15 protein-coding genes and 1 pseudogene are annotated in these 21,913 nt (G+C 40.4%); 1 reads left to right on the top strand and 15 read right to left on the bottom strand.

Features of this window, described 5'->3' with window-relative positions; all coding sequences use genetic code 11:
• Window positions 1–29 precede the first annotated feature (29 nt).
• The 15 genes and pseudogenes from glnS to IEY42_RS09125 all read right to left on the bottom strand — a co-directional run bounded on the left by glnS (window position 30) and on the right by IEY42_RS09125 (window position 19,717).
• Entirely contained in the window at window positions 30–1,700 is a 1,671-nt protein-coding gene (gene glnS / locus IEY42_RS09195) for a glutamine--tRNA ligase (RefSeq protein WP_188924967.1), read from the bottom strand.
• Between the two features lie 217 nt (window positions 1,701–1,917).
• Entirely contained in the window at window positions 1,918–4,230 is a 2,313-nt protein-coding gene (gene feoB, locus IEY42_RS09190; protein WP_188924966.1) for a Fe(2+) transporter permease subunit FeoB, read from the bottom strand.
• Window positions 4,223–4,462: a FeoA family protein gene (locus IEY42_RS09185; RefSeq protein WP_188924965.1), complete on the bottom strand. Its 240-nt coding sequence runs from the start codon at window positions 4,460–4,462 to the stop codon at window positions 4,223–4,225. Before IEY42_RS09185 ends, feoB begins: the two co-directional genes overlap by 8 nt.
• 197 nt (window positions 4,463–4,659) lie before the next feature.
• Window positions 4,660–5,100, bottom strand: a pseudogene (locus tag IEY42_RS09180) (GNAT family N-acetyltransferase); the annotation flags it as partial.
• A 185-nt stretch (window positions 5,101–5,285) separates the two neighbouring features.
• The gene (locus IEY42_RS09175; protein ID WP_188739788.1) at window positions 5,286–5,564 is read right to left on the bottom strand and encodes a peptidylprolyl isomerase; all 279 of its coding nucleotides are present in this window, start codon (window positions 5,562–5,564) and stop codon (window positions 5,286–5,288) included.
• A gap of 82 nt (window positions 5,565–5,646) precedes the next feature.
• Entirely contained in the window at window positions 5,647–7,476 is a 1,830-nt protein-coding gene (locus IEY42_RS09170) for a DUF885 domain-containing protein (protein ID WP_188924964.1), read from the bottom strand.
• A 251-nt stretch (window positions 7,477–7,727) separates the two neighbouring features.
• On the bottom strand, window positions 7,728–8,975 hold the full coding sequence (locus IEY42_RS09165; protein ID WP_188924963.1) for a tetratricopeptide repeat protein: 1,248 nt from the start codon (window positions 8,973–8,975) through the stop codon (window positions 7,728–7,730).
• Entirely contained in the window at window positions 8,975–9,595 is a 621-nt protein-coding gene (locus tag IEY42_RS09160; protein ID WP_188919224.1) for an energy transducer TonB, read from the bottom strand. The genes IEY42_RS09165 and IEY42_RS09160 overlap by 1 nt, the downstream gene beginning before the upstream one ends.
• A gap of 1 nt (window position 9,596) precedes the next feature.
• On the bottom strand, window positions 9,597–10,001 hold the full coding sequence (locus tag IEY42_RS09155) for an ExbD/TolR family protein (protein ID WP_188924962.1): 405 nt from the start codon (window positions 9,999–10,001) through the stop codon (window positions 9,597–9,599).
• Between the two features lie 13 nt (window positions 10,002–10,014).
• Entirely contained in the window at window positions 10,015–10,542 is a 528-nt protein-coding gene (locus tag IEY42_RS09150; RefSeq protein WP_188919228.1) for a MotA/TolQ/ExbB proton channel family protein, read from the bottom strand.
• Window positions 10,542–11,897, bottom strand: a complete 1,356-nt coding sequence (locus IEY42_RS09145; protein WP_188924961.1) for a MotA/TolQ/ExbB proton channel family protein — start codon at window positions 11,895–11,897, stop codon at window positions 10,542–10,544. The genes IEY42_RS09150 and IEY42_RS09145 overlap by 1 nt, the downstream gene beginning before the upstream one ends.
• Window positions 11,897–12,679 carry a DUF3450 domain-containing protein gene (locus IEY42_RS09140; RefSeq protein ID WP_188924960.1) on the bottom strand — a complete coding sequence of 261 codons (783 nt, stop codon included), beginning with the start codon at window positions 12,677–12,679 and terminating at the stop codon, window positions 11,897–11,899. The genes IEY42_RS09145 and IEY42_RS09140 overlap by 1 nt, the downstream gene beginning before the upstream one ends.
• 372 nt (window positions 12,680–13,051) lie before the next feature.
• A complete protein-coding gene (locus IEY42_RS09135; RefSeq protein WP_188924959.1) occupies window positions 13,052–14,023 on the bottom strand; it encodes a class I SAM-dependent methyltransferase in 972 nt (323 codons plus the stop codon).
• Window positions 14,024–14,125: 102 nt separating this feature from the next.
• The gene (locus tag IEY42_RS09130) at window positions 14,126–16,732 is read right to left on the bottom strand and encodes a TonB-dependent receptor (RefSeq protein WP_188924958.1); all 2,607 of its coding nucleotides are present in this window, start codon (window positions 16,730–16,732) and stop codon (window positions 14,126–14,128) included.
• 582 nt (window positions 16,733–17,314) lie between these two features.
• On the bottom strand, window positions 17,315–19,717 hold the full coding sequence (locus IEY42_RS09125) for a DNA polymerase II (RefSeq protein WP_188924957.1): 2,403 nt from the start codon (window positions 19,715–19,717) through the stop codon (window positions 17,315–17,317).
• Between the two features lie 113 nt (window positions 19,718–19,830).
• Here IEY42_RS09125 and dinG point away from each other — a divergent pair, with 113 nt between their 5' ends.
• Window positions 19,831–21,906 carry an ATP-dependent DNA helicase DinG gene (gene dinG / locus IEY42_RS09120; RefSeq protein WP_188924956.1) on the top strand — a complete coding sequence of 692 codons (2,076 nt, stop codon included), beginning with the start codon at window positions 19,831–19,833 and terminating at the stop codon, window positions 21,904–21,906.
• Window positions 21,907–21,913 lie beyond the last annotated feature (7 nt).

The following is a 21,913-nucleotide window of genomic DNA, read 5'->3' as shown; positions in this document are numbered from 1 at the left end:
TTTTTTATTGGGTTATTTAACGGTAAACACTAAGAGAAAGTATCACGTAGTGGTACGGTTAAATTAAAGACTAAGTGTTCAGCAGAAGAATCTTTGTTGTCTGCACAGAAGTAACCTTCACGCTCAAACTGATACGCTTTTTCAGCAGGCGCATTGACCAAACTAGGCTCAACTAAACCGTGAACAACCACTAACGACTGTGGATTAATCACTTCATCTACGGTTTCAAATGCTGCAGGGTTTACATCTGTAAATAAACGGTCATATAGACGGAATTCAGCAGGTTTTGCCGTGCTTGCTTCCACCCAATGGATAACGCCTTTTACTTTGCGTCCATCAGCAGGATTTTTACCTAACGTATCTGCATCATAGCTACAGTAGACTGTCGTCACATTACCGTCAGCATCTTTGTCACAGCGTTCAGCTTTAATGATGTAGGCATTACGTAAACGGACTTCTTTACCTAATACAAGACGTTTAAAGTGTTTATTGGCTTCTTCTTTGAAGTCTTCAACATCAATAAATAATTCACGACCAAAAGACAGCTCACGGGTACCCATAGCTTCATTATTTGGATGAGCAGGTGCCGTGATTGCTTCTGGTTGTGCATTTGGGTAGTTTTCAATAACCACTTTAATGGGTCTTAATACTGCCATTGCACGAGGTGCATGCTCATTTAACTCTTCACGAATACAGGCATCTAACATGCCGACTTCAACCAGGTTTTCTTGCTTAGTGACACCAATACGCAGACAAAACTCGCGAATAGAAGCTGGTGTATAACCGCGACGACGTAAACCTGCAATGGTTGGCATACGAGGGTCATCCCAGCCGTCAACTAATTTGCGGGTCACTAAATCATTTAGCTTACGTTTAGACATCAATGTGTATTCAAGATTTAAACGAGAAAACTCATATTGACGAGTGCGGTTTGGCGCCTGGAAATCATCTAAATGATCTAACACCCAATCGTACAAACGACGGTTATCTTGAAACTCTAACGTACAAATTGAGTGAGTAATGTTTTCAATTGCATCAGAGATACAATGTGTAAAATCGTACATTGGGTAAATACACCACTTGTCACCGGTTTGGTGATGATGTGCAAAACGGATACGGTATATCACCGGATCACGCATACACATAAAGGGTGATGCCATATCGATTTTTGCGCGCAGTGCACATTCACCCTCTTTGAATTCACCTTTACGCATTTTTTCGAACAGTGCGAGGTTTTCTTCAGGGGTCGTGTCACGGTAAGGGCTATTTTTACCAGGCTCTTTTAAAGTGCCACGATACTCACGAGTTTGTTCGCTATTTAAAAAGCAAACATAAGCAAGCCCTTTGCTAATAAGTTCAACAGCGTATTGATGCAATTGATCAAAGTAATTTGATGAATAACGTATATCGCCAGCCCATTCGAAGCCCAACCAATGTACATCTTCCTGAATAGACTTCACATAGTTGATGTCTTCTTTTTCAGGGTTAGTATCATCAAAACGTAAGTTACATTGACCTTGGTAATCTTTCGCAATACCAAAATTTAAGCATATAGACTTAGCGTGTCCAATATGCAAAAAACCGTTAGGTTCTGGCGGGAAACGAGTATGAACATGGTTGTGCTTACCGCTACTTAGGTCTTCGTCTATGATATTACGAATGAAGTTACTAGGACGTACTTCGGTGTCCACATGACTCATGGAATTCCTCTTGGCACACAATGGCAATATGAATAAAAAACAGATGATCCTACAGATCTTCAGTAGTTACAACTACTAGTATCGAAAAAGTTAGTCAGATAAACAAAAAATGCCAAATAGCGTAAAACAAACTCGCGCTGTGAGTGTGTTTACTACGAATATAAACAAAAAACCCAGCAATGCTGGGTTTTAGAAGAATCATTCAGATCAACAAGGACTATTCAGTGACAATACGAATGCCGGGAATAATTTGCTGTGCTTGTCTGCCTTTTTTACTCAACCACATGTAGAAACCGACCAAGGCCACCGCAAAAAAGCCGATCCAACAAGCCGATTGTAGTGGATGAGCAGAGAACGTCGCACCTTGATAAATCACCGTTGCTGAACCGTATGCTAAAGAGAAAGTCCAAACTGCGGCAAATCGCGCCCATTTAGCACCAAACTCATTCACTAATGCGCCCATAGCAGCCACACAAGGGGTATACAATAAAATGAACAGTAAATAAGAGAAAGCGGCTAACTGACTCTTAAAGCCTGTTTGTAGAGCACTGAATGTTGATGAGTCAACCGACAACTCAACTGCAGCCTCATCTATATCGGTAATACTGGCAATGGCAATCGACAATGGGTCATCAGGCTCAATACCTAACAAGTTAGTGGGTATAGTCGCTAAGCCGACTTTCACACTATCCCATATTGATAGCATTTCTTCTTCATCACCTTCGCTGCTGCTGTACAAGCTGTTTAAAGTACCCACTACCGCTTCTTTCGCGAAAATCCCGGTAATGATCCCCACTGTCGCAGCCCAGTTGTCTTGCTCAATACCCATTGGCGCAAATAATGGTGTAACTTGCTGACTTGCCACACTCAATAGCGATTCTTTACTGTCTTCGTGACCAAAAGAGCCATCGGTACCAATTGCATTAACAAAGTTAAGCAGGGTAACAACAATAATAATGGTTTTACCGGCACCTTTAATAAAGCTTTTGGTTCGCTTAGTGGTGCGAGAAAATACCGCTTTAGCTTTAGGCATTTCATAACTTGGCAGTTCCATTACGACTGCGCTACTTGTGCCAGGCAATACCGTTTTACGTAATAATAAACCAGTCCCAATCGCGGCAAAAATACCGATAATATAAAGTAAAAAGACTAAGTTTTGTCCTGATTGTGGGAAAAATGCTGCAGCGAATAACGCGTAAACAGGTAAGCGTGCACTGCATGACATAAAGGGAGCCATCATGCCTGTCACAATACGCTCGCGTTCACTGCCTAGGGTTCTGGTAGCCATAATCGCAGGTACAGAACAGCCAAAACCGACAATCATAGGGACGAATGCTTTACCAGGTAAACCAATGCGGCGCATTAAACCGTCAACAACAAAGGCTGCACGGGCCATATAACCTGATGCTTCTAACACAGATAATGCTAAAAATAATGCAGCTACAACAGGAATAAATGTCGCAACCGTTTGAATACCTTGCCCTACACCACCGGCTAAAATAGTCACTAGCCAATCGGGAGAGCCCATAGAGACCAATAATGCCCCAAAGTGGTCAACAAATATCGCTCCGGCCGTAATATCGAAAAAGTCGATAAACGAGTTACCCACGTTGATACTGAATAGAAACATCAAGTACATAACGAACAGGAATACAGGAATACCCAGAACAGGATGCAGAACCGCATTATCTAATCGGTCTGACACACTGATGTGTTTGCCTTGATTAACTGCAGCTTCAAATGCTTGTTGTACAAAATCATAACGCGTAGTCGCAATCATAATTTCAATATCATCACCGTTTTGCTCTGCACGTTGAGAGCATTGCTGTACAGTGTCATGCAGTTGTACTTCACTTGTACCACATGCATTGCCATGGCAATTGGCTAGAATAGATAATGCTTGGCCGCGACTTAACGCGCCAAGGCCTTGATTGCCATTTTGAAGCTGTAACGCTTTGATACTGGCTTCAATGTCTGCAGGGTATTGCAACGCAAGAGGCTCTGTCGCTGTATCGCTTTGCAATAGCGTAAGAATTTTAGCTTGGACTTGTTCAACATCTGCTTGACGACGAGAGCAAATCGCAATGACAGGGCAACCTAAACGAGCAGACATCTGCTCGACATCGATAGTGATCCCAAGCCTTTTAGCCGCATCAATTTTATTAATCACCACAATAACGGGGATGCCTAACTCACGTAGCTGCGTGGTCAGGTATAGATGACGCTCAACGTTTGTGGCATCAACTAAGTTAATAATCGCATCGACTTGTTGGTTCGCTAAGTAGTTTTGTGCAATTTGTTCATCTAACGAACAATCACAGCTGTTACCGGCAGGAAGCAAATCATAAATACCGGGTAAATCGGTTAATAAAATATCGTTGCCTGAATAGCTAAATTGACCGGTTTTTTTCTCAACGGTCACGCCAGACCAATTACCCACTTGCTGGCTTGAACCAGTTAATGCATTAAAAAGGGTTGATTTACCGGCATTTGGATTACCGACGGTGACGCAATGGAATTGTTTAGTCATTCGTTATTACTACCTCAATGATATCGGCTAAATCGCGACGCATGCATAATTTACTGCCACGTAAATTAAGTTCAACACCTGTGCCCATTGGTGCTCGGCGGATAAAAGAAAAATGCGTGTTGGGAGTGATGCCCATCGATAACAACTTACGCTTTACGGTTTGAGGTAATGTTAATTGACCTATTTGAGAGATGATTGCGCAATCTCCGGGGTTGAGTTCACTCAGTTTCATGTAGCACTACCTTCAACAACATTAATAACGTATGAAATTTTATCTGAGCTTTGCAAGTTAAACTCGAATCTAGATCAAAGTTTAAGCTGCTAACGAGAATAGTTTTCACTTGTATTACGTATTATGTGACAAATGCCCAATAGAAAACAGTCCATAGAGCAAATATTTTTATATTTTGAAATGTATTAACTAAAAAGTTACACCCGTTGCGACGTTAGTAAACCAAAGTAACAATCGTCAAACCATTGCTGGTTAATACAGGTATTTTGTCTTAACGTGCCCTCTTGGACAAAACCAACGTTTTCGAGCACTTTACGAGACGCTAGGTTTTCATGGCAACAAAGAGCGATATATTTATGCATTTCAAATTGCAACGCCCCCCAGTCAATAACGGTGCGTAAACTCTCAGTTGCATAACCATTCCCCTGCTGTTCAGGTGCAATAAGGTAACCGACCTCAGCCCGTTTTAACGCTAAATCGTCACATCGAAACCCAATCAGCCCAACAAATTGCTGATTATCGAGACGCTCAATAACCAATGATAACCATTGACCGCTTTCAAACTGATAAAGTCGATTGCGTTGTTCAAAGCTCTTTTTTAGGTTGTCTTCAGTATCGACAGGCCGTATATATTGCTGAACGTTCTCATCTAATTACAGACACAAAAAATTAGGCCAATCAGCAGACGTTAAGTCCCGTAACTGCAACCTGTCACTATAAAGTATGGTTTTCATCATCGGATCATTACTTTTTAAACGGAATAAATAAAAGGATAAAAAAATGGCAGCCTAAGCTGCCATTTAAACAGTCAATGCTTTACGCATTAACCACGGCTAGTCACTTCAAGTAAATGATAACCAAATTGAGTTTTTACCGGGCCTTGTACAACGTTTAACGGCGCACTGAACACCACTTCATCAAACTCTTTAACCATCATACCTGGGCCAAATGAACCTAACTCACCACCTTGCGCACCAGAAGGACAAGAAGAATTCGCTTTTGCAACATCAGCAAAATCAGCACCTGCTTCGATTTGTTGTTTTAACGTTTCGCATTGCTCTTGCGTGCTAACCAGTAAATGTCTTGCTGTTGCTTGTACCATATGACGGCTCCTAAACGAATATTTATAAATTAAAAAATAACACTAACATAATGACACTAAGATGACATACTGCCTACTACAGTTATTTAGCCAACTCAGCTTTTATCCAATCTGCAATTTTATCTTCCATCACAGCCATCGGTAACGAACCGGTCGTTAATAGCTGATCGTGGAAACCTTTTAAATCAAACTTATCGCCCAGGGCTTTTTCGGCATCTGCGCGTAAACGTAAAATGGTTAACTGCCCCACTTTGTAAGACAAAGCTTGACCCGGTATAGCCATGTAGCGCTCTACTTCGGCAACGATATCAGACTCTGCCATAGGTGAGTTATCTTTCATATATTGAATCGCTTGTTCACGACTCCAACCTTTAGCATGTAGACCGGTATCGACAACCAAACGCATTGCACGCAGCATTTCATCAGAAAGCTTACCAAAGTATTGGTACGGATCATTAAACACACCCATTTCAATACCTAAGTATTCAGCATACAAAGCCCAACCTTCTTCAAAAGCGGTATAGCCTTGAAAACGTTGGAACTCAGGCACATCGGTTAACTCTTGCTTAATCGCAATTTGAAAATGATGACCCGGAGCTGCTTCATGTAGTGATAACGTTGTCATACCCCATTTAGGCTGAGCTTTTAAATTATAAGTGTTGATATAGAAGATGCCAGGACGAGAACCATCAACTGCAGGGCTTTCATAAGATGCTCCAGCCGCCGACTTTTCTCTAAATGTTTCAACTGGTTTGACGATATAATCAGCTTTTGGCATAACATCGAAATATTGCGGTAATACGGCATTAATTTTATCTTTAATGGTCATATAACCATCAATCAAATCTTGTTTATCGGTGAAGAAATATTGCGGTTCAGACGATAACGATGCAAAAAATGAGGTCAAATCACCTTTAAAGCCGACTTGCTCTCTGACTTTATCCATTTCAGATAAAATACGTGCCACTTCAGACAAACCTATTTGATGAATTTCATCTACTGGAAGTGTGGTTGTGGTATGACTATTCGCAAGATGTTGATACCAATCTTTGCCATTGGGTAATCCCCACCATCCGTCAGATGCGCGCGATTTAGGTAAGTAAACTTGTTGAATATAATCACGCAGCCCTTTCAAGGCAGGTAATAACTCAGCGTCAATAATTGCAGTATATTGTTGTGTAAGATCGGCTTTTTGCTCTGCAGTAAAACTGTCTGGTAATAAATTGATTGGTGAATAAAATAAGCTATTTTGAGCCGAGTCGACTAGCTGAGCATCTAATTGAGGAATGATCCGCTCAACCAACACTTTAGGCAACACCACTTTACTGGCAATACCTTCATCCATACGCTGTTGAGCTAATTCAGTCCATTTAATGAAACCACGTAAACGAGATAACCAATGTTGATAATCTTCAACCGTTTTAAAAGGCTGTGCACTTTCACCGGTACCGAGTTGTACCATAGTAAATACCGTGCTGTAGAACTGGTTAATCGGTAAAAAATGTTCAGGATAAGATTCGCCAATCAACGCCATGTTGCGATCATAGATAAACATGTCATAGCTTAATTTTAGCGAAGCAGAGAGCTGATCAACATCAATGGATTTTGCTTGACTAAAGTAGCGGCTATTGAGTTCATGACGTTGCTTTAAGTACTCTTCAGTTAATGAACCACCAAATTGGTCGTTATATTCATTTACACCCACAAAAGTGGCGTATATGGGTTCTAGCTTCAGTTGTTCATTAAAAAAAGCATCAACCATTGCGAGATACTTCTCTGAGGCCGTTTGCTCTGCAGCTTGTGCTACAGAAGATGGAGCCGAATTGACTGGCTCAGATGTTTTAGCACTATCAGAACACCCCTGAGTCGCTAATAATAGTGACACAGACAGTGCCAAAAAAGTTTTATTCATTGTTATTATTCCTTAACACAGCACAAGCTCATTAACTATGAGTCGTCAGTACACATGCCTGACGTTAATCATTGGTAACAAACAGAAACCAAAACACGATACTTATATTGTATCTATGCCAAGCCATACATGAAACTAAACTTATTCAAATACACATAAATTAACAATTTAACATTTAACGCTTCAAAATCTATTGATAAAGAGCAATAAAAAAGCCCCTAAAAGGGGCTTTTTTTAAATGCTTTGAGCAGTTAAAGCGTGACGTTGTGAATACGCGCTTTTTCTTTAATATAAGAAATATAGCTTCTTGCACTACGTTCAGTCTTCTTATCGTTGGCAGCAAGCACTGCACGGTTATAAGCTGACTTGTACTTTTTCAAACTTAAGTATGCTAAAGCTAACTCGAATTGAGCTTCACCTGGGTTATCAATTCCTGCATCAAGTGCTTTTTTAAGCACAGGAATAGCATCATTGAATTTTTGATCTAAAGCAAGAATACGACCTTGCTTTAAGAACAACTCACCCTTGTTGCTAACCGCAGCAGCCTTACCATAGTAAGAGGCAGCTTCTTTTAGCTCTTTAGCATTATGATAAAAACCAGCAAGAGTACTGTAGCTCTTCTCGTTTTCAGCAATAAGACCAGACTTCATGTGCTTTTCGAAAATGGTAGCAGCTTTATAAGGCGAACCTTTTTGCGCTAACAATTGAGCAAGACGAGTAATGTTACCGTCTGTCTCTAAAAAGCCATTTTTATAGGCAAGGTCATAAGTTGCTAATGACTTATCATAATCTTCAGTCATTAAGTAGAACTGAGCTAACTGTACCCATAAGCGCTTATCGCTTTGGAACAAAGGCACCATAACTTCTAATACATTTACGGCTTCTTTGTACTTTTTCTGGTTAAAGTAAGCGGTCAACTTCATCTGATACAGACCTTTATCAGGTGCCTCAGCTAAAGATAAACCTTTATCAGCTACTTCTAGAACCTTATTCCACTCTTTTAATTCAGTGTGGGCAATACCAATACGACGATACATTTGAGCATCAGCCTTACAGGTAAACTCCATCCACTTGTAATAGTATGGAATCGCTTCTTTGAACTTTTTCTCTTGTAGTAACAAATCGGCATACAAACGCAGTGTTGCAGCATGGTCTGAGCCACCAAGAATGTCAGCATCAACAGCAGTCTTTAAATATTTGATTGCTGTGCCCATTTGACCTTTTTCGGCATAGAAGTTACCTAACATACGATCGACATAGGCTTTGTCAAAATCGTTTTTAGTATTAGCTTCAAGCAATATTGAAATCGCTTGATCTAAATTACCTTCTGTATAGGCTTCAAAAGATTTTTGAACTTTTTTAGCTGCAGTGGTACCTACTGCGCGAGATTGACGCTTGTCAATCTCACACTTTTCAGCAGCCAAAGCTGAACTAGACAACATTGCACTTGAACAGACTGAAAGTAATAACGCAGTAGCGATACTAGTAACTTTACGCATTATCTACCTCCTTTCTCTAAAGTAAAATCAAGTTGTACAGTCATGCCAGGTTGTTTTAATGGCTTACCATCAACAATCTTTGGCTTATATTTCCACTTTTTCAATGCGCGAATCGCTTCACGATCGAATAAACGCTTAGGTTCAGCCTTGATAACAGATACGTCTTCAACACCACCCAGTTCGTTAATCGTAAAGGTAAGTTGAACCCAACCCTCTTTACCATCACGAGCAGCAGCAATTGGATACTGTGGCTCAATACGAACGATAGGCGTAGCGTCACCATCACGGGTCATCATGTTGCCTAGCTTAAAGCCTGTACTTGGCCCGCCAGCTTCAATTCCACCCATATTAAACGCCAAGTTGGTGTCAATATTAGATGATGAGTCAGGCGGAGTAGTATCCGGCTTCGGTGGCTGCTCCGGTGGTGGAGGTGGCTTAGGTGTAACCCTTGGTTTTTTCTGTGCCTTCGAATCCTGTTTATCCATCGTAATTTCAATAACAGGGGTATCCTCAGACTCGGCGTTGCGCTGTGCGCCACCGCCGACCAAGAATGCCATGAAAGCAAACAGCCCAAAAGTCACTGTGGCACCAATGATTATTGATACGAGTGCTCTTAGCATATTACTCATTCCCCGCTGATACTGAAATTTTGTCAATACCCGCAGCTTTTACGTTATCAAGGACTTTAACGACTAAACCATGTGTAGTGTCTTTGTCTGCTTGAATCAGTACAGCTGCTTCTGGTGCTTCTGCTAACATACGTTCTACGTTTGCAGTTACACGTTCGATATCAACCTGACGGTTTTCCATCATAATGACACCAGACTTACTGATGCCAATAAAGATGTTTGCCGAAGGTTTAGACGTAGCCTGTGAAGCTTTAGGCTTGTTGTAGTCTAAGCCAGATGGCTTAACAAACGATGTCGTTACAATGAAGAAGATCAGCATGATAAACACGATGTCTAGCATCGGGGTCATATCAATTTGCGCTTCCTCTTCCATATTGGAATGCTTCTTACGTGCCATGTTCAATCTCTCTCTAGTGGTGAGGCATGCTGTCTTTTAGCTTTTCTAAACTGATTCTCATTTTTGAGTCTAAACGGGTGCTAAAGAAAACACCTGATAGAGCTGCAACCATTCCTGCCATAGTTGGCATTGTAGCCATAGAGATACCAGCCGCCATTAAACGAGCATTACTCGTCCCCTGAACTGCCATCACATCGAATACTGAAATCATACCGGTAACGGTACCTAATAAACCAATCATTGGACAGATTGCTACTAGGGTTTTAATTAACAGCATACGTGCATTCAAATCTTGCTTCGCTTGGGATACCCAAGCTTCACGGATACGGTGAGCATGCCAAGAAGTCGTCTCTTCTCTTGATTCCCATGAGGCGATTACTGCTTGATGTTGTTTTGGTGATATCCAGTTAAGATACCAATAACGCTCAAGCATTAACACCCACATTAGAAATAGCACTGCTGCAACCAACCAGAGGACATCGCCTCCGGAGGCCATGAAGCCCCTGACGGAATCCCATACGTCCATCAGGATTAGCATCATTAGTCAGCCCTCTTCTCAGCATGTTCTGCGATAATACCAGCACTTTGCTCTTCAAGAACTTGAACGATAGATTTGCTACGAGCAACAACTACAGCGTGTAATAACATTAACGGTAGAGCGGCGATTAGACCTTGAACCGTTGTAATAAGAGCCATAGAAATACCACCAGCCATCAGTTTAGGGTCACCAGTACCAAACAACTGAATAGATTGGAAGGTTGCAATCATACCCGTTACAGTACCTAACAGACCCATCATAGGTGCGATAGCTGCGATAACTTTAATGATTGAAATACGCGCTTCCAAAGCTGGCGTTTCTTTAAGAATTGCTTCGTCAAGTTTTAACTCTAAGGTTTCAACGTCTACGTCTTTATTAGATTGGTAAACTTTTAAGATGCGACCTAAAGCATTGTTGCCTGGGTTATCAATGTTCTTACGTTGGCTGTTAACTTTACCACCAATGATAGTAAGCGTGACTAAACGCTCAAGCGCAATTAATGCACCTAATGCTAATAGCGCAAGAATGATATAACCAATTGTACCACCCGCTTCTAAACGATCTTCAAGACTTGCTTTGTTAGTGAAGATGTTCAATAACACACCACGAGCAGGGTCAACATAAAAAGGAGCAACACCTGAGGTAGTGCCTTCCCATTTAGCAACTGCACTGACTTGGTAACCTTCTGGTTGTTGTGATAATTGCTGAATCAAGTTTAGCTCAGGCTTATAAACAACATATTTGCCTTCAGCTGTTAAGTTGAAAGGACCAACACGGTGAATTGCAGTATTAACTACGTTACCGTCAATTGCAGTAACAGCACCGTCAAACTTAACCACTTTGCCTGATTGAACCATTTCAAATAATTGAGCTTCCCAGAATTGTTCTAGCTCTTCAATTTTTGGTAATGATTTACGAGCACCTAATTCTGCAATGAATGCATCACGGCCAGGGAATTGAGCGCTGATGTTTGATGCCGCAAGTTTACCAGCGAAATCGCCAGCTTCACCTTTAACAACACCGAACATTTCACCTAAGTCACCTTGAGCGGTTTTTAAGTCTTCTTCTAACTGAGCAATTTTACGCTCGTTATCTAAGAAAGCTTGGTTTAGGTCTTTACCACGTTGCTTTTCTGCTGCTAAAGCGTTTTTTTCACGCTTAAGTAAGGCAGCTTTATCGCCACGTTCTGCTTGGAATTCTCTTTCGCGCTTAGCGTTGGTTTTACCTTCGTTAGCACGGTCAACTTTAACTTGTTGTAACAGCTGATCAATAGTTTTAGGTGCATCTGCAGCTGAAACCATACCGGCTGTTAAAGAGAAAGTTGCAGCCACTAGAGCTGATGTAATTAACTTCTTCATTATTGTGCAGTCTCCGCAGCAGGAATTGGTAATCCGAATAGGTCTAATGCGCCTTGCTTACGAGCAATGCGAATACCTTTGGTGATGTCACGTAAATAGCTGTCTTCTAACTTGTTCCAAGTTTTAGCGTCAGCGTCGTACATCCATGCTGTTTTTTGATCTAAGCTTTGCGCATAAAGTGCAACACGACCTAGGTTAAAGAAGTCGACTAATACTTCTTTACCGTCTAAGTCTAGCTTACCGGTGTGAACTGCAACGAAGCTACCGTATTCACGCTCAATGCTGTACGCATCAAGGATCAAACGATATTTTTCAGCAAGAGTAACCTCTGCTGTATTTAGGATGTTCTTCAAGTTTTCAACACGTGCTTTACGAACTTCAGTGTTGAAAGGAAGATCTAAATTTACAAACTGATCTAAAGCTTCAACCATTTTGAACATTAAAGGCACAACACCTTGGCGTAATTTATCAACGCCATTGATATCTGCCTGAATTGAATCTAGTGTTTTCTGTTGATCAGCGACCAAGCCTGCAACGTAGTCATTATACGATTTTAATGACTCACGCTCATCAGCAACGCTGCCATACTCAAAAAGCATGTCTTGTGCTTGGTCAAAATATTTGTCGACTTTCTGTTGTGACGCAGCAGATGCAGCATGAAGGCTACTATCAGCTTTTTGAACGTCAGCTAGAGGACCTGCAACAACGAAGTTGCTACCAGCTAAAGCCAGTGCGCCAACAAGTGCAGTAGCGATTTTTGTTCTATTGCTTACCTTGGACATAGTTCCCAACCAATTTGAAGTGAATTAAAAAGATCAACTTGAGCACAAATTACGATGAAACAAATTTGTTACCAATGTTAATTCTACTAAGTATGTCTTTTTCTTGTGATTGTTAGTTTTTCTTCCCTTTTCTACGCCGGTTAAGGCGCAGACCCGTTGGCATCATTTCACAAAATGTTGACCTGTGTCAACATTTGCAAAGCGTAAAAACTAGTAGAAAGAGCTGTTAAGGCTAGCAATGTAAATGAAAGGTGAATAAATATACATCTTCAACAGAATTTTATAGGAATGGCATTTTATTTTAAAAAAGTAATTACTTTAAATCATTGACTTAAAGTGTATAAAACTTACTTTTTCATTCATAACATATCGCTAATCTATGGCATTAACGACTTTGCTGGCATCTAAATACCATCCTAAAATTTCATTTTTTTCGTTTTTAAGCACTTTAAGCTCATTTAACACCAATGAGTTTTGCTCAAATATAGCAATAAATTTCGCCAGTTTATTTTCATCAAAAGATGCATTAACCAATTCGGTTAGTCTTAGCTTTAACGTATCCATTTGTAATTTAATGAATTCGATAAATTGTTGCTTTTTTGCTAAAGGCCAGAATATCCCTTCTTTAAAAAACTGAGCAACGAACATCATTAACTGACTATCTTGTGCGGATAGTTCATCATATCCAACTAAATACTTAATTGATTGATTGATTTTTGCACGAATAGATTCACACTTAGGATCTTGTTTTATTCTTGCAATATCATTTGCAGTCACCATAGCCCCCATCGCGATTGCAATTTCACTTAAATATTCTATCAACTCATTTGCTTGAGGCTGCTCAATCAATCTTAAAATATTTTTATTTCGATTCAATATCATTGAATTACTATGGTGGAATACAATTGAAAATTGACCATTTGCTTTAAGTACTCTTGAGGCTTCTGTAATTGATTGCTCGATATTTGAGTACTCAAAACCAAATTGCGACGCATACAGGTCCACTGAATCATCGGCAAAAGGTAACTTTTCACAGGCGGTATTAGATAAAAGCTCTATTTCAATTGTTGATTTTTCGCGCTTATTTTTTTCTGATAGTTGCACTTCGGCAAGATCAACACCAAATACAGTCCCGACTTTTAGGCTGTTAATTAATGACTCTCTTAATAATAATGGAATTGAACCATTACCAGTGCCAACATCTAATGCGATAAAATCAGTCGGTAAATTATTGAAGGCAGATAGCCAAACCGACTGTAAAACACCTTCATAATTACCTGATAATGCATCACCAAATGATGTTGTATGGCCTTGTCGCCAATATTCACTCCAATGATTACTCATATGAATCTCTCTATTACGCATACGCTTTGAATATTAGTCTAAATAAAAAGGCTCCCGAAGGAGCCTTTTTAGCCTAAATAATTAGCAAATGGTGACCAATTTTTAGAACTTTAGAGTATAACTTGCACGAAATTCACGACCGTAATTGTTATACAACTCTGGGTTTGTATAATCACCTGATGACGATAATACAGGATCTTCATCAGTTAAGTTATTAATACCTAGTAACATTGAGCCAAAATCACCAGCATTATATACATAACTAATGTTGTGGATTACCCACGAATCTAACTTACCAGAGGTTTTATCTTCATATGTAGAATCAGTGTAATTGATGTTCCAAGATAAAGAGTGGTCTTCTACTGAATATGTAGTAGTCAGTACAGATTTTAACTCAGGTTGCCCACTCCAGCCAGCAGTATCAACACCTGCGCCACCACCTTCTACTTCTTCTATGTAATCAAGTACGAAACTGTTATTCCAGTTTATACCGAAATCACCAATAGAAGTTTCAAATTTAGCATTTAATGCTACATCAATACCTGTAATTTCTAGCTTATCACTGTTACCATAACCAGTACCTACTTCATAAGCTTGACCAAGGGAACCACCAGCCCCTGGAGCACGTAACACGTAGAAAGTATCTGTAGGAGTTAAATTACCAGAAGCAATACCTTCCATTACGTTGGTAATTGAACGACGACTGATTACATCATCAATGTTCAAATTGAAGTAATCTACTTTCAAACCGACATCATCGGTAATATCCCATGCTACACCAAAGTTAAGATATTCTGATGTCTCAGGACCTAAGTCCTTATTGGCTGTAATATAGGTGTCATACTGTGCTTCTAAACAATTTACTTCAGATATTCCATTAGATTCACAAAACGCATAATCAGTACCATCATCAGCACTAAACGTCGTTGCTGCATAAAGTTGATCTAGTGAAGGTGCACGGAACGCTTCAGAATATGATGCACGTACAACTACGTTTTCAAGCGCCTGCCAACGAATAGATGCTTTAGGTGCAACGTTGTCACCAAAGTCACTGTAGTCATCATAACGAGCTGCTAGATTTAATTCGATATCGTCAGTTAATGGTAATACTGCTTCATAGAACATCGCCCATACTTGACGATCACCAGCAGCCGAATTACCCGCACTACCACCAATTAGACCCGCTTCTGACTGTGCATCGTATACTTCACTATATTGTTGATCAAAGTATTCCATACCTACGTAATGCGCTACTGAACCACCAGGTAATTCAAAAGCATCAAAACCAAGACCAGCACTATATTGATCAAATGTTGCAGAACCTTGAGTAAGAGTCGTTGCTCTCATATTATTGATACCGGCTTCTGAGCCTAAATCGATGTCATTTGCTTGGTTGTAAGCAAGACCAGAATAGCTCAAGTAGTATTCACCGATAGATTTATTATCAGCGATATTATGGTGGTAATAAAACTCCCATTCGGCATCATTAAGGGCACTAATAGTTCCGCGTAGACCAGTTAAATAATCTTGGTTATAGTCATCAACGTTACCGTCACGAGTACCAATTCCCACCCAACGCATATAACCAGTAGCACCATCTTCTCCAAATGGATTATGTGGATTATCTGCACTCAAGTTACTCCATGCTGCTGCTGGAGGAGCATAACGTCCAAATGAATTATTCTGAGTGACCATTACTCGACCGAACCACTCAACATCTTCAGCAATCTCATAATTAGCATCTACATAAACAGTATTACGGTCTACAGAAGCTTTGTTGTATGAAACGTTAGCATATGCATAACCACAGTATGTACTTCCAGCTCCAAATACATTGTCAGCTTTTATTGTTTGGAAAACATCAGAACCATATTCAGCCTCTAAATCATCACACAACAAAGATGCTTGTCTTTCTGTTCTATCGGCATTTTGAACAGTAGCGCCGTAAAGACTCCAACCAATAGCTTCCTCAAACTGAATTTCGCCATCACCGTTTAAGTCATTCAAACTTGCAGAAGTATATGAACGGTCAGCGTCAGAGATTCCTTTACGGTCTTGGTGGTCAAATGCAAAAGTAATGTTACCTTTGTCCATTTGATAACCCGCTACAACCGAGAATTCTTTGCTAGTTAAGCCACCATCTTGGTCACGTGAACCACCACCAACGTTGAACTCAATACCTTGGTAGTTCTTTTTCATGATGATGTTAACAACACCAGCAATCGCGTCAGAACCGTAAGTAGAAGATGCACCGTCAGTTAAGATGTCGATACGTTCTACAGCAGCCATTGGAATAGCGTTTAAGTTAGCAGATGCACCACCTAATGTTGGTGAACCTGGGAAACGCTTGCCATCGATAAGAACTAGCGTACGGCTTGAACCAGCACCACGTAGGTTAATCGTTGCTTGAGACTGTGCAGAACTACCTGAACGCTCAGAGAATGAACCGAAAGAGTTCAAGTTACTGTTACGAAGTGCGTCAGCAACTGTAAAGTTACCTTCCATCTTCATATCTTCAGTAGTAATTGTGGTAATAGGTGAAGCGCCTTCAAGGTCAGAACGCTTAATACGCGAACCCGTAACCTCGATACGTTCAACTTTTGCGCCATCTTCATCAGCAGCAAAAACGGCTGGTGCAGTGAATGCTGTTGCAGCAGCACCACCGATCAATGCTAAACGCACTGACTTGGCTAGGATATTCTTATGCATTGTCTATCTCCCTGGACTTAATATCTTTCTTATAATTCTAACAACCTTATTTTAGGTGTTAGTACAATGAGAGAGTGCAACAGGAAATCATTACAAACGCTCAATTACAGATGCAATAAAATCACATTTAATACAACTAATCAACATTTAAAGTGCTGTAAGAACAAAAGTTAATCAAATGTAATATCCATTCTTGTTAATAAAAATGAACAACCATTCTAAAAAAGCCTAAAAAAACATAACTTTATAGAACTTTAGTTTTATTTACATAAAATATGAATCACAAAAATAAATTTCTTAACATCCTGTTTTGCAGCATGATTTTATGTGCTAGGTGCTTTTTTCTCACTGTGTGAAGTAACAAAATGTTAACTTCTATTAATTAGCGGAAAGGTTTGAAATGTTAAATGTTTACATATTAGGGAGCCGGAACCGACCTGAGAAGTGAGATATTTGTCTGATAAAGTGGGGTTACGTGATGCAAATACCGTTGATGGTTTTGTTGGGCTTTTAATGATTGGTAGGTTAATTATTTAACATATCCATAAGCGCTATCGCACCACAAAAATGGATTTTGCAAGGTTAAATAAGCGATAGTTGGTCATTCACCAATGCATCGAATCGCTGACCACAGAGTTGCAGAATGGGGTCGGCAATCGGTTGAATTTGCTTATTGATATAGTACTCATAATCAATATTGGTTGGATTTGCTTCAATTGGTTGTGCGCCTGTTGTGGTTATCACATACTTGATTTGTTGGCCTCTTCGGGTCACTTTGTTTGTCCCTTTTATTTGCGCTAACAATTTTGCCGCTTTGACGTGGGGAGATGATTTGGCAGTATAGTCTTCTACGTGCCTACGGAGTCGCTTTTTAAATATCAGCTCAGCATCTCTGTCACCTTGTTTAATTGCATCTAATTCTTGGCGTAAATAATCGATAACATCTTCACCTTTAAAAAACATTTCATATAAGACGTATTGCATTTTTCGAGCAATAGGACTCCAATCACTTCTGACTTGCTCCATACCTTTAAAGGTCAATTTAAGCTTACTGTCAACCCCTAATGAAGCTCCAACATAGCGTTTTTTACTCCCCTCTTCAGACCCTCTTAATGTCGGCATAATGAATTGGTCAAAGTGAGTTTCAAATTCTAGCTCTAGAAAACTGTGTAATTGATATTCAGCCTCGCACCAATCATGCCAGCGTGTTGTTATGCTAGTGGCGAGTTGCAACCCCAGAGCATTGATGTCTTCAACCCCATGATTTTCACCAAGCCACACAAAAGTGGAATCGGTATCACCATAAATCACTTGATAACCCGCATCTTCTATCCATTGTTTTGTGTGTTTCATAATTTGATGACCGCGCATGGTAATCGAACTGGCCAGTTTTGCATCATGAAACACGCAACCTCTCGATCCTAGTACCCCATATAACGAGTTCATAATAATTTTAATCGCATGAGATAACGGTGCATTCTTTTCGGCTTTAGCGATTTCCCTTTGACTGGCTAACTTAGCCACTAAATTGGGTAAAATAGCATTCTCGCGGGCAAAATGAGCGCCTAAATAGCCCGCTACGGTTGCGGTAAACTTGCCTTGTTCGGCTAATTGCAAGCCTTGTATCAAGCCTTTAGGGTCAATCAGAAATGTGCGAATAATTGAGGGGTATAGACTTTTAAAATCAAGCACTAATATGTCTTTGTAATATCCGGGAATTGACGACATGACATAACCACCAGGACTTTCTAACCCTTGGCTAGCAGGATGCGCTGGGGCAACAAATCCACCACGGTGTAAGTGCGGCAAATATAAATGGTAAAATGCAGCAATTGATGCGCCGACACGGCCAAATTCAAGCCCGGTTAATTTAGCTCGCTCTATAGCAAAATCAATTAACTGAGTTTTTTCAAAAATGTCCCACACTAAACGGCTATCGGTAATGTTATAAAAAGCCAGTGCATTTTTATCGGTATTAAATAATAAAGTGATTTCTTGGCCACGGTTTTCTACATGATCAATCGCCTTGCCTTCTTCAAGCAATTGCCTTGAAACATATTCCAACGAGAAGCTATCAAATTGATAAAATGCAGCTTTTAACCAATCAATGCCATCAAGCACCACACGCCCCGGTAACGAGAGTGTTTCGGGCCTAAATTTATCGGCGACCTTCCAGGTCAGTTCAGTATCACCACGGCCGATCAATAAAGGAATAGCATGCAAAACACAACGTCGATAAAGTAAAGCTAAGTCAAATGTCACCACAGCCCACCCGATAATAATGTCTGGGTCGTATTGCCTAAACCAGGCAATAAGATGATGAATAAGATCAACTTCATCCTTTACCCACACAATAAAATCATGGCAATTTTGCTGCGGTTCACCGACCATAAATACACATTGGTATTGATCACCATATAAACCGACTGAATATAGCTCGCCGTCAAAGCTGCATTCAAAATCCAATGAAATCACACTCAGTGTCACATTGGCATCCGTAGGCTCTCCCCCCCACTGCCTTGCACGATGAATTAAAAGATTAGGTAACGTTTCTGTGTGGGGTTGAGGCAGGAAATGACCAATGCATTCGATATCTAATGCGATAAATCGTTCAATTAAATAACGTTGTTCAGCTCTGATGTCAGCTTCAAACAATGTAATACCTAAATCATTTGCTATGCGGCTAAGTAATTTTAATTGTGTGTTAGATTTTAAATACAACGCACTCACAGGTTCGTGGGCAAAGCTCATTAATGCGATAGCTTCAACCTTCAAAGAGAAATCGACTTTACTCGTTAAAGTATCAACATCTTGTTGTCGGCAAAAACAAATCACTTCACTGTGATGTAATTCGGCTAGAACAGGACCACTAGCTGTTTTAATAAAATATTGCAGCACCAACTGGCCATGGCGATAAATCGCATGACGTGTCAACACCTTGCCTTTAATGATTTGCAATTCTGGTGGTGTTTTTTCGTTAGTCATCTGAGGTTTAATTTGCGTCGCTAAATGATTCAATTTTATTTATTACTTCGTAGCATGCTAATTCACTGTTATTATGTACAGCATAATTCAGACCACGCAGAAATCATACTTCTATGCTACCGGATACGATAAAAAGTCAAATTCGCACTATTTATAAAGAAATTGCCAATGCAATGCCGCAATTTCGATCTCGCCGCGAACAAAACTACATGGTAGCCGAAATATCCAAAACTCTGGCGGGTGAATATGACAAAGACCGACGCATTATTGTGGTTGAAGCAGGTACCGGGATTGGTAAATCATTATCATACATTCTTGGTACCATCCCGTTAGCGCTTGCCAGCAAAAAAAAGGTGTGTATTGCAACGGCTACCGTAGCCCTGCAAGAGCAACTACTGCATAAAGACTTACCGTTTTTTTTACAACAGTCTGGCGTCGATTTTAAATTTGGCTTGGTGAAAGGTCGTCAGCGATATGTATGTTTAGCAAAACTTGAAGCCATGCTTGGCACACAAGACAGCTCACAAATGGCGATGTGGCAAACCAAACCCGATCAAAGCCAAATTAATGAATTACAAAAACTGCATCAAGATTTTCATCAAAAACGTTGGAACGGTGAAATCGATACCCTGGAACAACCTATCCCGGATTTTTTATGGCAACAAATTTGTTGTGATAAACACAGTTGCCATCGACAAGTATCAGCGCACCATAACTGTCCATTTCATAAAGCACGTGAAGACGTAGACACCTGGGATGTGTTAATTGCTAACCACAGTTTGTTGTTTGCCGATTTAGAATTAGGTGGCGGGGTGATTTTACCTGAACCTGAAGACATGTTTTATGTCATAGACGAAGCCCACCACTTACCCATAGTTGCGAGGGACTTTTCCAGTGCGCAGGCTACGTTAAGGGGCGCCTGTGATTGGTTAGACAAAGCTTCAAAGACCTGCTCTAAACTGCAAAATCAACTTAAAACCAATAATATTATTGCCCCGGTGCAAGCCATGCTTGATCACATCACCGATTTAACCAACTTACTGACACAAGTGGCGCATTATTGCGACACCCAGCCACAGTTATTTGCCAATCCTGAAAGCCGTTTGCGCTTTGAGCACGGTCAATTACCTCAAGCCTTGTTAATTCAAGCTGAAAATTTGGCTACAGCATCCGGCTCTGCGGTTAAGCAATTTAATAAAGTCGTGTCAGTATTAAGTGAAGCCATTAAAGATGGTGAAGTACCCAAGCATCAATCTGAAGGCTTATTGTCTGAAACAGGCTTTATTTTACAGCGTCTAGATAATCTACATAAACTGTGGAAAATGATGGCCAAAGAAGACAGTAAAAAAGGCGCACCTATGGCGCGTTGGGCTGAATTAATTACTGGTAAGCAACAAGACTACTTATTTTGTTCCTCCCCCATCGAAGTCGGTTTTATGTTGGAGTCAATGCTGTGGCAAAAAGCGGCTGGCGTGGTACTTTGCAGTGCAACATTACGGGCGTTAAACAACTTTAACCATTTTGCTCATCAAGTCGGTTTAGGCATAAATGATGGCAGTCGTTTTTTAGCCTTATTGTCACCTTTTGATTACGAAAACAACGCCACCTTGTTTATTCCACAAATGGCCACTGAGCCGACTGATGACAATTACACCGCCGAAATTGCTGAACACATTATCGCATTAGTCGATGGCGAAATGGCCACCCTTGTATTATTTGCATCTTATTGGCAAATGGAAAAGGTCGTCGATTTTGTAGAAGGCAAAATACCCAAAGATCAATTATTTGTGCAAGGTGAAATTCCGCGACAACAAATTTTAGAAAAACATAAACAACGTTGCGATGACGGGTTGCCCAGTATTATTTTTGGTACCGGCAGTTTTTCTGAAGGACTCGACTTACCGGGTGACTACTTAACCAACCTTATTATCACTAAATTGCCCTTTGCTGTGCCAACTTCTCCAGTTGAACAGGCACATGCCGAATATATCAAAGTAAAAGGCGGTAATCCGTTTTTACAGCTGACAATTCCTGACGCATCGCGTAAATTGGTACAAAGTTGTGGGCGCTTATTACGTAAAGAGCAAGATTATGGCCGAGTCACCATTTTGGACCGGCGCTTAGTGAGCAAACGTTATGGCAAATCATTAATTGATGCCCTTCCCCCATTTAGACGTGTAATAGAATAGGTATTGA

The organism is Shewanella algicola (assembly GCF_014648035.1).
Classification (GTDB): domain Bacteria; phylum Pseudomonadota; class Gammaproteobacteria; order Enterobacterales; family Shewanellaceae; genus Shewanella; species Shewanella algicola.
This window is presented reverse-complemented; position numbering and strand designations above follow the sequence as displayed.